Genomic DNA, 13780 nt, shown 5'->3' with positions numbered 1-13780 from the left:
CCGCCTCCGCCCCGGCGCCCCGTCAGCCGGGTCCCGGGATGTCCGCCGCCCGCAGCGCCCGCGCCAGAGCCGGGCCGATCACCGCGAGGGACGCCGGGGTCATCAGGGCGAGATGGTCGAAGTCCACCGGTACCACGGTGATCTCCCCGGTGACACGGGGGCGCCACCGGGCCGTCATCCCGGGCCCCGTATCGCCCTCGGCCGAGGCGAACGCCAGCAGCGGCCCGTCGAAGACCCCGGCGGGCGTACTCGCCTCGGCCATCAGCCGGAACAGATTGCGGGTGACGTCCAGGACCCGGTCCCCCGCGCCCGCCGTCTCCGCCCGCTCCGCCGCGCCGCCGTCCCGGGCCACCGCGTGGACGTCGGCCGGTCCGGCCGCCGGTTCACCGCGTCCGGCGCCGACCGGCCAGGAGTCGATCGCGGCGAGCAGCGCCACCCGGTGGCCGAGCGTACGGAGCCGTACCGCGAGGGAGTGCGCGACCGTACCGCCGAATGACCAGCCGGTCAGCAGATAGGGCCCGGCGGGCTGTTCGCCGGTGATCCGCCGCAGATAGTCGGCGACCAGCGCGTCGTAGCTTTCGGCGAGATCGTCCGTGCCGTCGAGACCGCGCGCCTGGAGGGCGAGGACCGGATGCTCCCGGGGGACGTACGGCAGCAGTCCCGTATAGCTCCAGCCGACGCCGCTGCCCGGATGGACGCACCACAGCGGCGGCCCGGCGCCCTCCCGCAGCCGCAGCAGCGGGCCGAGGGCGGTCCGGCCCGCCGCCGGGCCGTCCAGCAGGCCCGCGACCGTGGGGCGGAGGAAGATCCGCTGGACGGTGAGGCCGACCCCGGCGGATTCCCGGGCCCGGCGGACGAGCCGCGGTACGAGGAGGGAGTGGCCGCCGAGTTCGAAGAAGTTGTCGTCGGCGCCCACCCGTTCCTCGGGGACGCCGAGGACCTCCGCGAAGACCGCGCGGAGCGCCGACTGCTCCGGGGTCAGCGGGGTGCGCGGACCGGTGTCCGGGGCCGGTCCCCCGTCCGGGGCGGGTCCGCCGGACGGCGGCGGGGGCAGGGCCGCCCGGTCGGTCTTCCCGTTGGCGGTGAGCGGCAGTCCGGCGAGGATCACCACCACCGAGGGGACCATGGGCGCGGGCAGGGTCCCGGCGAGCGCGCTCCGCAGCCGGACGGGGTCGAGTGCGGCCGGGTCGCCGCCGGAGGGCACCGCGTAGGCCACGATCCGGCGGTCGTCGGCGGAGTGTTCGACGACGGTGGCGGCGCCCCGGGCGACACCGGGCAGCGCGCCGAGCGCGGCCTCGATCTCGCCGAGTTCGATCCGGTGGCCCCGGATCTTGACCTGGCCGTCGGCCCGGCCGATGAACTCCAGCTCCCCGGAGGGCAGCCGTCGGGCCAGGTCGCCGGTGCGGTACATCCGCGCGCCCGGCGGGCCGAACGGGTCGGGGGTGAAGCGTTCGGCGGTGAGGGCGTGCCGTCCGTGGTAGCCCCGGGCGAGGCCCTGCCCGGCCACGTACAGCTCGCCCGTGACGCCCGGCGGGAGGAGGTTCAGCCACGGGTCGAGGACGAGGAGGCGGACCCCTTCGACCGGGCGGCCGAAGGGGACCGCTCCGGCCGGTGTGGGCTCGCCGGGCTCCAGCCGGAACTCGGCGCAGGTGACGGTGGTCTCGGTGGGTCCGTAGAGATTGTGCACCCGTACCCCCGGGTGGCGGGCGCGCCAGCGGTCGAGTGCCGGGCCGCGCAGGGCCTCGCCGCCGATCAGCAGGGCGTGGGCGGGCGCGAGGGCCCCGGGGAGCTGGTTCAGCAGCTCCAGATGGCCGGGGGTGACGGTCATCAGGGTCGGTGGTGTGCCGGATCCGCCGTCGCCGGGCCGCAGGGGGTCGCCGAACCGGACCAGCCCGCCGCTGATCAGCGGGGTGAGGAGACCGGGCAGAGCGCCGTCGAAGGCGACGGAGAGTCCGGCCAGGCTCACTCCGGACGCCGCGGGGTAGCGGTCCCGGCAGTTGCGGATGTACGCCGCGATGGCGCCGTGTTCGACCACGACGCCCTTGGGGCGGCCGGTGGAGCCCGAGGTGTAGACGACGTACGCCGGGTGGCCGGGTCGCAGGGTCTTCGCCGGGTCGGGGCCGTACGGGCGCGGCGCGGCGGCGCCCGGGGCACCGTCGGCGTCGGCGGCGTCGGCTCCGGGAGGAGTCCCGGGCGGGGGCCCGGCCGGGTCCAGTACGGGCAGACCGCCGTGGACGGCGGCGGACGTCCGGGACCGGGCCAGCAGCAGCCGGGGCGCGGCGTCCCCGACCAGGAAGGCGAGGCGCCGTTCGGGGTGTCCGGGGTCGAGCGGCACATAGGCGGCGCCCGACTTGAGGACCGCGACGAGCGCCACGACCAGGTCGGTACCGGGCGGCAGCAGGACCACCACCCGGTCCTCGGGTCCGATGCCGCGCCGGGTCAGCTCCCGGGCCAGCCGTTCGGCGCGGGCGTCCAGTTCGCCGTAGGTGAGCCGGTCGGCGCCGCGTTCGACGGCCGGGGCCTCGGGGGTACGGGCCGCCTGGTCGGCGAGGAGTTCGGGGAGCAGCGGGCCCTCCGGCGCGGCGGGCGGTCCGCCGGTGAGCAGTTCGGCCCGTTCGGCCGGGGTGAGCAGTTCGACGGCGCCGATCCGGGTGTCGGGTTCGGCGGTGCAGGCGGTCAGCAGCCGGACGTACCGGTCGGCGAGCCTTCGTACGGTCGGCGGGTCGAAGAGGTCGCGGGAGAACTCCACCGATCCGGTCATTCCGGCGGCCCGGTCGCGGTCCCCGGCCCGGCGCTGCCGGAGGTGGACGGAGAGGTCCATCTTGGCGTCGGCGTCGAGTACGGGTTCCACGGCCGCCTCGATCCCGGGGAGTTCGGGGACGGCGTCGATGTCGTCGACCAGGCTGAGTCCGGCCTGGAAGAGGGGGTTCCAGGCGGCGGAGCGGACCGGGCGGAGCACTTCGACCAGCCGGGCGAAGGGCACGTCCTGGTGGGCGTAGGCGGACAGGTCGGTCTCCCTGACCCGGGCCAGCAGCTCGCGGAAGGTGGGGTCGCCGCCGGTGTCGGTCCGCAGGACGAGGGTGTTGACGAACATGCCGACGAGGCCGTCGAGTGCTTCGTCGGTGCGTCCGGCGACGGCGGAGCCGATCGGGATGTCGGTACCGGCGCCGTGCCGGGTCAGCAGGGCGGCCAGGGCGGCCTGGAGCACCATGTAGAGGCTGGCGCCCTCGCGGCGGGCGAGGGCCAGCGCCGCGCGGTGGGTGCCGGGGCCGATGGTGAGGGGGACGGAGCCGCCGCGGTAGCTCGCGGCGGCGGGCCGGGGCCGGTCGGCGGGGAGTTCCAGCCGGTCGGGGAGGCCGTGGAGGGTCCGCCGCCAGTAGTCGAGCTGGCGCCGGGCCGGGCTGTCGGGGTCGTTCTCGTCGCCGAGGAGTTCCCGCTGCCAGAGGGTGTAGTCGGCGTACTGCACCGGGAGGGGTTCGAGGTCGGGGGCGCGGCCCCGGGTCCGGGCCGTGTAGGCGCGGGCGAGGTCGCTCAGCAGGGGTGCCACGGACCAGCCGTCGGCGGCGATGTGGTGGAGCAGGATCAGCAGGACGTGTTCCCGCTCGCCGAGGACGAACAGGTCGGTGTGGACCGGGGGCCGCCGGGTGAGGTCGAACGGCCGGTGCAGGGCCGTATCGAGGGCGGCGCGCAGTCCGGCCTCGGTGACGGTGGTGGTGCGGAGTTCGGGGCGGGCCTCGGCGGGTTCGAGGATGTGCTGGTACGGCTCCGCCTCCGGGTCCTCGGGGTCGGGGAAGACGGTCCGCAGGCTTTCGTGGCGGGTGACGAGGTCGGCGAGCGCGTCGGCGAGCGCGGCCCGGTCCAGAGGGCCGCGGAGCCGGTAGCCGAGGGCGATGCGGTAGCCCGTACCGCCGTCGAGCCGGTCGAGGAACAGGATCCGGGCCTGGGCGTCGGAGAGGGGGGTCACCGGCCGTCCTCCGTCCGGTCCCGGCGGCGCAGTACGGGGCGGCGCGGTCCGCCGGCGCCCGGTTCGGGGAGGGCGGCGGCCAGCGCGGCCGGGGTCGGGGCCTCGAAGACGGCGCGTACGGCGACCTCGATGTCGAGGACGGTACGGATCCGGCTGGTGAGCCGGGTCGCGAGCAGGGAGTGGCCGCCGAGTTCGAAGAAGGACTCGTCGGCGCCGACCCGGTCGAGGCCGAGGAGTTCGGCGAAGAGTCCGCAGAGGGCCTTCTCGCGGGGGGTGCGGGGTTCCAGCACTCCGGTCCGGCGGGAGAAGTCGGGTACGGGCAGCGCCCTGCGGTGGACCTTGCCGCTGAGGGTCAGCGGCATCCGGTCGAGGAAGACGGTGGCGGACGGCAGCATGAAGTCGGGCAGCGACGCGGCGGCGAAGGCCCGTAGCCCGGCCTCGCCGAGTTCGGTCCCGGGGCGGGCCACGACATAGGCCACCAGCCGTTTGCCCGCGCCGGGTGTGCCGTCGTCGCGGACCACGACGGCGACCTGGGCGACGTGTTCGTGGCGGGCGATGACGGATTCGACCTCGCCGGGTTCGACCCGGAAGCCGCGCACCTTGACCTGGTCGTCGGTGCGTCCGGCGAAGGCCAGCAGACCGTCCTCGGTCCAGCGGACCACGTCGCCGGTGCGGTACATCCGGGATCCGGCCGGGCCGAAGGGGTCGGCGACGAACCGGCCCGAGGTCAGGCCGGGGCGGGCCCAGTAGCCGCGGGCCAGGGCGGTCCCGGCGATGTACAGCTCGCCCTTGACGCCGGGTGGTACGGGCCGCAGCCACGGGTCCAGCACATGAAGGCGGGTGTTCCAGATCGGGCCGCCGATGGGGGCCGTGGTGGACTCCCACCCGGGCAGGGCCTCGGCGGGGAGCGCGAAGGCGGTCACCAGATGGGTCTCGGTGGGGCCGTAGAGGTTGTGCAGCCGCCGGCCGGGCCGCCGGGCGAGGAAGGCGCGCAGCCGGGGGGTGAGCCGGAGGGCTTCGCCGCCCTGGCTGAGGTCGCGCAAGGCGGGCAGGTCGAGACCCTGTTCGAGGGCGGCGTCGGCGATGGCCTCCACCATCACCTGGGGGGCGCAGATCTCGTGTACGGCGTGTTCGTCCAGCCAGCGGGTGAGCGCGGCGGCGTCGCGGCGTACGTCGGCGTCGGGTACGGCGACCTGTTTGCCCGCGGTGAGGGGTTCGATGATCTCCCAGGCGGAGACGTCGAAGCTGAAGGCGGAGAACTGGGCGACCGGCCCCGCGGGGGGACTCTCCTGGTCCCGGGCGATCCATTCGGTGTGGCAGTGCACCAGGTTGACCATGGCGCCGGAGACCATCGTCACGCCCTTGGGGGTGCCGGTGGAGCCCGAGGTGTGGATGGTGTAGACGGGGGTGTCGGGGCGCAGCGGCGAGGTCCGTTCGGCGTCCGGGACGTCGTCGGCCGGGCGGGCGTCGATCCGGTTCCGTACGGCGGGGTCGTCGAGGTCGATCCGGGGTGTCCCGCCGGGTGCGGTGACGGGGGTGGCGCCGGTGGTGAGCAGGGCGGTGGGGCGGACGTCGGCGAGCAGGAACGCGACGCGTTCGGCGGGGTAGCCGGGGTCGAGCGGCAGATAGGCGGCACCGGCCTTGAGGACGGCCCAGACCGCGGCGATCAGGTCGGGCGACCGGGGCAGGGCGATGGCGACGACCTGTTCGGGGCCCGCTCCGTGGGCGATGAGTTCCCGGGCGAGCCGGTTGGCCCGGGCGTTGAGCGCGGCGTACGAGAGCCGTTCACCGGCGGCGGTGACGGCGGTCCGCCCGGGGTCGCGGGCGGCCCAGGACTCCAGCATGGCGGGGAGTGTCGTGGCGGGGACGGGGTGCTCGGTGGCGTTCCACCGGGTGAGGACGCGGTCCCGTTCGCCCGGCCGGAAGAGGTCGAGGGCGCTGAGCCGGGTGTCCGGGCGTTCGGTGACGGCGCGCAGCAGCAGGAGCAGCCGTTCGGCGACGGCGTGGATCGTGGCGGTGTCGAAGAGTTCGGTACTGAAGTGGACGGCGCCGCCGAGTCCGGCGGGTCCGTCGGCGGCGGGTGAGGTGTCGTCGAGTTCGATCACCAGGTCGAAGGGGGTGGTGCCCTTCTCGACGGGTTCCCGGCGGGCGGTGACGCCGGGCAGGTCGAGCCGTCCGGCGCGGGTGTTCTGGAGGACCAGCATGACCTGGAAGAGGGGGTGGCGGGCCGGGGTGCGGTCCCGGACCAGGTCTTCGACCAGGGTTTCGAACGGGACGTCCTGGTGGGAGAGGGCGTCGAGGGCGGCCTCCCGTACCCGGTCGAGGAGTTCGGTGAAGGCGGGGTCGCCGGTGAGGTCGGTCCGCAGGACGAGGGTGTTGCTGAAGAAGCCGACGAGTTCTTCGAGCGCGTCGTCGCCGCGTCCGGCGGTGGGGAAGCCGATGGGGATGTCGGCCCCGGCGCCGAGCCTGCCCAGCAGGGCGGCGAGCGCGGCCTGGACCACCATGAAGAGGCTGGCGCCCCGGTCCCTGGCCAGTTCGTCGAGGGCGCGGTGGAGCGCGGCGGGGACGGTGAGGGGGATCGAGGCGCCCCGGGAGCCGGCGGTCGCCGGGCGGAGCCGGTCGACCGGCAGGTCGATCTCGTCGGGGAGTCCGGCGAGGGCCGTCCGCCAGTGGGCGAGCTGGCGCGCCGTGACGCTGCCGGGGTCGGTGGCGGCGCCCAGCAGCTTCCGCTGCCAGAGGGCGTAGTCGGGGTACTGCACGGGCAGCGGCGGCAGGGCGGGGGCGCGCCCCTCGCGGCGGGCCGTGTACGCCTCGGAGAGGTCGCGGAGCATGGGCCGGTGGGACGAGCCGTCCCCGGCGATGTGATGGATCACCAGCAGCAGGACGTGCTCGTCCGGGGCTTCGGCGAAGAGGGTGGCCCGGAGCGGGAGGTCGCGGTCGAGGGCGAACGGGAGCCGGGTGAGCCGGGTCAGGGCCGCCGCGAGCCCTTCCGGGGGGACGGGGAGTACGGGGAGCGGGGGTTCGGCCTCGGCGGGGTCGAGGACGTGCTGGCGGGGTTCGCCGTCGGTGGCGGGGAAGACGGTACGCAGCGCCTCGTGCCGGGCGACGAGGTCGCGGAGGGCGGCCCGGAGGGCGGGGACGTCGAGGGGGCCGGTGAGCCGGAGCGCCATCGGCTGGTGGTAGGTGGCCTCGTCGCCGCCGAGCTGGTGCAGGAACCAGAGCCGGGACTGGGCGTACGAGAGGGGGATCCGTTCGGGGCGGACGGCGCGGACGGGTCCGGACGGCGCCCGGGTGTCCGGGCCGGTTCCGACAGACCCTGGTGGCGCGTTCCGCTCGGGGCCGGTGCGGCGCAGGTCGTCGAGCCGGGCGGCGAGGGCGGCGACGGTGGGTGATTCGTAGACCGTGCGGATGCCGGTCTCCAGGCCGAACGCGGTCCGGATCCGGCCCAGCAGCCGCCCGGCGGACAGGGAGTGACCGCCGAGGGCGAAGAAGTCGCCGTCGCCGCCGATCCGTTCCGGTTCGACGCCGAGGACCTCGGCGAAGACGGCGCACAGGGTCTCTTCGGCGGGCCCTGAGGGCGGCCGTACCGCCGGGCCGTCGCCGGGGTCGGGCGCGGGTACCGTCAGGGCGGCCCGGTCGACCTTGCCGTTGGGGGTGAGGGGGAGTTCGGCGACGACCACGATCCGGGCCGGGACCATGGCGGCGGGCAGGACGGCGGCGATCTCGTCGCGGACGGCCGCCGGATCGGGGTCGGTGCCGGGGGCCGGCACCACGAATCCGGTGAGCCGGGTACCCGTACCGTCGTCGCGGGCGACGGCCGCCGCGCGGGCCACGCCCCGGCAGCCGGTCAGGGCTGACTCGATCTCGCCGAGTTCGATCCGGACGCCGCGCACCTTGACCTGGCCGTCGGCCCGGCCGATGAACTCCAGCTCTCCGGAGGGCAGCCGCCGGACCAGGTCGCCGGTGCGGTACATCCGGGTGCCGGGCGGGCCGTAGGGGTCGGCGGTGAACCGTTCGGCGGTGAGCGCGGCCCGGCCGAGATAGCCGCGGGCCAGCCCGGCGCCCGCCAGGTACAGCTCGCCCGCGACCCCGTCGGGGACGGGCTGGAGGCCGTCGTCGAGGACGTATGTCACGGTGCCCGGCACGGCCCGGCCGATCGGCGGGTCGGTGCCCCGGGCGGGGGCCGTACAGCGGTGGCGGGTGGCGTCGACGGTGGCCTCGGTGGGGCCGTACGCGTTCCACAGCGCGCGGTCGCCGGTGGCCCAGCGGTCGACCTCGGCGGCGGGCAGCCGTTCGCCGCCCGCGGACATCAGCCGCAGGTCGGGCAGTTCCTCGGGCCGCAGCGGTGGCAGCACGCCGGGGGTGACATGGGCGACGGTGACGCGTTCCCCGGCGAGCAGGGCCTGGAGGGCATGGGGGTCGACCCGCTGGTCCTCGTCGGCGAGTACGACGGTCGCGCCCGCGGCGAGCGGGATGAAGAGGCCGATCACGGAGGCGTCGAAGGTGAAGGAGTGCCAGGCCAGGACCCGGTCGTCGGGCCGGAGTCCGTGGTGCCGGGCGGTGGCGCGGACGAAGAGTGCGAGGGAGCCGTGGGCCACGACGACGGCCTTGGGGCGGCCGGTGGAGCCGGAGGTGTAGAGCGCGTAGGCCGGGTGTCCGGGGCGGAGCGGGGTGGTCCGCTCGGCGGCCGTGAGGGGGGTGTCGGTTGCGGGTTCCGCCGCCTCGGCCGCCGGGTCGTCGAGGAGCAGCAGGGGTGTTCCCGGCCGGATCGCGGTGATCCGGCCGGCGAGTGCGGCGACGGTGACCACGACGGCGGGGGCGCAGTCGTCGAGGGCGTGGGCGATCCGCTCGGCGGGATGGCGGGGGTCGAGGGGGACCTGGGCGGCGCCCGATTCGAGGACGGCGGCCATGGCGGCCACGGCGTCCGGGGTCCGGGGCAGCAGCAGGGCGACATACCGTTCGGGGCCGGCGCCGCGGGCGATCAGCCGGCGGGCGAGCCGGTGGGCACGGGCTTCGAAGGCGGCGTACGTCAGGGACTCCCGGCCCTGGACGACGGCGGGGCGGTCCGGGTCCAGGGCGGCGCCCGCCGCGAGGAGTTCCGGCAGGACGGTGAGGTCCCCGGGTGCCGCCGCCTCGCCCCGGCCCCGGGCCAGGGCCCGGGTGCGCTCGGCGGGGGCGACGAGTCCGATCCGGCCGGCGGGGGTGTCGGGCGGGAGTTCGGCGAACCGGTGCAGCAGACCCGTCAGCCGGTCGGTGTGGCCCTGTTGTTCGGCCCGGCTGTGGAGCCGGGGGTCGGCGTCCAGCACCAGCCGCATCCCGCCGTCGGGCTCCTGGTCCCAGAGGGTGAGTCCGAGGTCGTGGAAGGGGCCGGTGGAGAGGTTGTGCGTGGTGTAGCGGCCCGGTCCGAAGGCGCCGTGGCGGGTGAAGGGGATGACATTGACGGACATCGACCACAGGGCGTCGCCGGGTACGGTCCCCAGGTCGCGGCCGAGGTCCTCGGAGCGGTAGCGCTGGTGCCAGAAGGCGGTTCCGACCCGGCGGGACGCCTCGGCGACGAGCTGCCGCAGCGGGGTGCCGGGCCGGACGGTGAGCGGGATCGGTACGACGTTCGACATCATGCCGGGGACGGCGGGGGTACCGGGCCGTCCCGGGGGCGCGGTGTCGAGGTCGCGGCCGGGGACGGCGAAGCCCACCACCACGTCCCGTTCGCCGGTGAGCCGGGAGACGTAGAGCGCGGTGGCGGCGACCACCAGCCGGGCCGTACCGGTCCGCAGTCCCGCGGCGGCGTCCCGCAGCCGGGCGGCGTCGGCGGGGGCGACGGCGCTCTCCTGTCTGCGGCGGTCCCGGGCCGGTCCCCGGCGGCGCCGCCCACTGGGGCTGCGGGGGACGGGGCGCCCGGCCAGGGCTTCGAGCCAGTAGGCCCGGTCCTCGGCGAACCGCTCGGACTCCCGGTAGGCGGTCTCCCGCTCGAAGAGGGTCCGCAGCGGTAAGAGGGCGGGCTCCGGTACGGGGCGGCCCGCGGCGAGCGCGGTGTAGATCCGGGCCAGCCGGTCGCCGAGGGCGGCGTAGCCGAGGCCGTCGCAGACGATGTGATGGCAGCCCCGGTAGAAGAGATACCGGTCCGGGGCGAGGGGGAAGAGCGCCTGGGTCACCAGGGGGCCGGTCAGCGGGTTCCTTAATCGGGCCAGATCGGCCCGCATCCACTCCAGGGCCGCCGCGAAGGGGTCGGGCTCGTCCCGGACGTCCACGACGGCCAGGGGGTCGTCCGGCGGCGGGCCGACGGACTGGACCGGGTGGCCGTCCTCCTCGTGGAAGCGGAGTCTCAGGGTCTCCGCCTCGGCGGTCAGCCGCCGTACCGCCGTCCGGAACAGCCCGGTATCGAGCGGAGCGGCGATGTCGAGGTATTCCCCGACGTTGAGGACGGAGCTGTCCGGATCGAATTTCTGGGCGTACCACATACCCTGCTGACCGGCCAGCAGACGCAGACGTTCCACTCGGCGCTCCGGCAACTCACACCTCTAATCCATGACATGGCGGACGGCGGCACGGAAGAACGGACGACCTGCGGAACAAGGCTCGGAGAACGGCGGAGGAAGCCCGCAGGAACGACGGGGGAACGACGGGTCACATCCCGGCAAGCGGCGTTCGCGGCGAAGTCCCGGCCGCCCCGGCGGGCATGGATGTACGAGACATCCGCCGCCCCGTCGCTACCTCGGGGAAATGCCAGGCCGGCCGCGCGGCCGACATCGCCGGAGGATCCTGCGGCCACCCGGCGGCAGCCGGAACCGGACCCGAACCCGTGTACGCCCACCCCGATACGGTGTTTCGCGTTTCACTGCGTTCCCCGTTCTGGTGACGACGGCAGCCGTCTGCCTGAGGCGGTCACGGGCAGAGAAGTGGACACAGTGTCACCTGACGCCCAACAAAGGGCAAGACCCCCCGCTGACCATGGAGATCGCGCCACCCCGGGTCCGCCACCCGGCGCCTCCCCCCTCTCGACAAGGGCACGTCGGCTGGGCATCCTGGCACTTTGCCGACAGGATTTCGGGCCACTCGCCGTCCGGGGCGGAGGGAGTACGGGCAGCGCCGCACCGGGCGCCGAGTTCGACCGGCAAACGCCGGTTTGCCGGTGTAACACCCCGGGGGAGAATTCCTGTCGACCCGCACCGGGCAACCGGGTTCCGCGTTTCCGGCCGTCCGCCGACTCCGTACCAGGAGCGGCCCGGCAGTTCTCCGCACAGTGCTTTCTCCGGCCCCACGGGCCCATCCGGATAGCGAACAACTGGGAGCGAGCGGACATGTCTCTTCAGAACCCCGAAAGAGCAGTGGCACATATCTACAATTCGGCCGTCGCGGCCTCGGCCATCAGCGCCGCCTGGGAACTGGGCGCACTCGACGAGCTGAAATCGCGGGGCGCACTCGACATCGCCGCCTTCGCCACCGGACACCGGCTCGACTTATCGGCGACGACCGGGCTCTTTCGCGCCCTGGCGGCGGTGGACATCGTCGAACGCGCCGACAACAAGGTGACCCCGGCCGGAAACTTCGACGAGGCGTACCGGACCCGCTCCTTCTTCCACTGGCTCTCCCGGGGCAGCGCCGAGCTGTTCCGCCGGATGCCCGAGCTGCTTCCCGAACGCAACCGTACGGGCGACTACTACCAGCGGGACAGCGCCGCGATCGCGGTCGCCTGCCGGGAGATCAGCTCCTTCTGCTACGACCCCTGGTTCGACCAGGCCCTCGACGGGCTCGGCTTCGAGCCGGGGGTCGTCGCCGATCTGGGCTGCGGCAGCGGTGAGCGCGTACTCCAGGTCCTGCGCCGCCACCCCCGGGCCCGGGGGGTCGGTATCGATATCGCCGCGCCCTCCCTGGAGGTCGCCGCCGACGCCGCCGACCGGGCCGGATTCGCCGAGCGGGTCTCCTTCGTCCAGGCGGATGTCCGGACCATGACGGCCCGCCCCGAGTTCGCCCGGGTGGAGCTGCTGACCTGCTTCATGATGGGCCATGACTTCTGGCCCAGACCCCGGTGCGTCGACACATTGCGAAGACTGCGTGAACTCTTCCCCGGGACCCGGCGGTTCCTGCTCGGCGACGCCACCCGCACGGTGGGCGTCGCCGACCGGGATCTGCCGGTCTTCACCCTGGGCTTCGAGGTCGCCCATGACCTCATGGGCACCTTCATCCCCCGGGCGGAGGACTGGGAGTCCGTTTTCACCGAGGGCGGCTGGCGGGTACGGCGGAAGTACGCGATCGATATCGCGGTCGGCGAAGTGATCTACGAGCTGGAACAGCTCTGACCGGCCCGGCACCGACCGAAAGGGAAACCCAGTGACCCCGCCCGCCCCGCCCCGGCTGCACCATATCGCCGTCCAGACCGCCGACCTCGGCAACAGCGTCGACTGGTACCGGGAGTACTTCGGCTGCCGCCCCACCTGGTCGACGGACGTCTTCTCCCCGCTCACCCGCGAACGGCTGCCCGGCATCGTCGTGATGGCCGAGGTGGAGGCGGCGGGGATGCGGTTCCATCTCTTCGAGTACGCCGGAACCGACGGCCGGCGGCCGCCGCCGGACCGCGCCCGATTCCAGCACGTCTGTCTGGCGGCCGAGTCCTCCGCCGAACTGCGGGAGCGGCGCGCGCACTGGCTCGCCGTCCGCGACTCCGGCCGCTTCGTCTTCGCCCACGACGAGGAGCCCACCGAGATCGTCGTCGACGACGACGGGGTGGAGAGCTTCTACTTCCTCGACGTCAACGGCCTGGAATTCGAGTTCACCCATATTCCGGAGGGACCGGCGTGAGAGCCACATCGACCGAGGCCGCCCTCGGCTTCTCCCGGCACCGGGGCTGGGACTTCGGCGACTACCCCTACTCCATGGAGCCGCTGACCCTGCCCCATCCGCCCGAGCCCGTCACCCTCGCCCCGGGGTCGCTCTCCCCGGCGGCCGAGGACGCGGTGACCCGCTTCCTCGCGGAGGCCCGGGAGGGGTTCGGGACCACCGATCCGGTCGACGCCGAATCCCTGGAACGGCTCTTCTGGTTCCGCTGGATCATCGGCCACCATGTCTCGTTCGTGATCTGGCGGCTGATCGCCGACGCCCTCGCCGACGTCCACGAGGGCACCGGTGACCAGGACGCGGCCGCCGTCCGGCTGACCGAGTACGTCCGGGCGTACTGCGGCATGCTGCTGTACACCGGCTCCAGCACCCGGGAGATCTACCAGCGGACCATCCGCCCCAGCATGTACCGCCAGCACGACAAGTTCAGCGGCACCTGGGCCCCCGACTACCCGGCCGTCCGCAGCCTCTTCCGGGGCCGCAGACCACCGCCCGTCGTCCCGCACCGGACGGCGGAGCTGCTGCGCGAGATCGCGCTCACCAACCAGATCCACCTCGGTGTCGCCTCCAAACTCGTCGAACGGGGCCGCTCCCTGTTGCAGGCCGCGGTCCTGGAGGGGAACATCGCCGCCCACCGCAGCTGGGGTGCCGTCTTCGACTGCTACTTCCTCACCCTGCGGGCGCCGGTGGACCGGGAGGAGGTGACGGCACAACTCCTGCGCCGCCAGAAGGCCGTCGCCATCGACCTGGCCACCAACGGGCTCTATCCGGACGTCGGCGACGCCCTCGACCCGGTCCCCGAAGAGCTGCGCGAACCCGCCGTCGCCGAATGCGAGAAGGATCTGATCCCGGCCCTGGTCCGGACGGCGGCCCTGGCCGCCGGACGCGCCCCGGACACCGTGACCGGATCCGGCGGCGGTCCGTACCCCGGTACCGGAACCGACGGCGACACGGGGTCCGGCGCCCCGGCGGCCCGGTGAGCGG

5 protein-coding genes are annotated in these 13780 nt (G+C 74.5%); 3 read left to right on the top strand and 2 right to left on the bottom strand.

Going from position 1 to position 13780, the window contains the following annotated elements:
- Positions 1-22: 22 nt before the first annotated feature.
- Together ABZ714_RS26915 and ABZ714_RS26910 are read right to left on the bottom strand one after the other, a co-directional pair.
- A complete protein-coding gene (locus ABZ714_RS26915) occupies positions 23-3964 on the bottom strand; it encodes an amino acid adenylation domain-containing protein (protein ID WP_358827923.1) in 3942 nt (1313 codons plus the stop codon).
- Complete coding sequence (locus ABZ714_RS26910) at positions 3961-10458, bottom strand: amino acid adenylation domain-containing protein (RefSeq protein ID WP_358827922.1); 6498 nt, start codon at positions 10456-10458, stop codon at positions 3961-3963. Before ABZ714_RS26910 ends, ABZ714_RS26915 begins: the two co-directional genes overlap by 4 nt.
- An 831-nt stretch (positions 10459-11289) precedes the next feature.
- Here ABZ714_RS26910 and ABZ714_RS26905 point away from each other — a divergent pair.
- The 3 genes from ABZ714_RS26905 to ABZ714_RS26895 are packed head-to-tail and all read left to right on the top strand — an operon-like array spanning position 11290 to position 13776.
- Complete coding sequence (locus tag ABZ714_RS26905; RefSeq protein WP_358827921.1) at positions 11290-12261, top strand: class I SAM-dependent methyltransferase; 972 nt, start codon at positions 11290-11292, stop codon at positions 12259-12261.
- A 31-nt stretch (positions 12262-12292) separates the two neighbouring features.
- A complete protein-coding gene (locus tag ABZ714_RS26900; protein ID WP_358827920.1) occupies positions 12293-12760 on the top strand; it encodes a VOC family protein in 468 nt (155 codons plus the stop codon).
- Positions 12757-13776: a hypothetical protein gene (locus ABZ714_RS26895; protein ID WP_358827919.1), complete on the top strand. Its 1020-nt coding sequence runs from the start codon at positions 12757-12759 to the stop codon at positions 13774-13776. Before ABZ714_RS26900 ends, ABZ714_RS26895 begins: the two co-directional genes overlap by 4 nt.
- The last annotated feature ends 4 nt before the right edge of the window (positions 13777-13780 follow it).

It is taken from the genome of Streptomyces sp. NPDC006798 (assembly GCF_040635975.1).
Lineage (GTDB): Bacteria > Actinomycetota > Actinomycetes > Streptomycetales > Streptomycetaceae > Streptomyces.
This window is presented reverse-complemented; position numbering and strand designations above follow the sequence as displayed.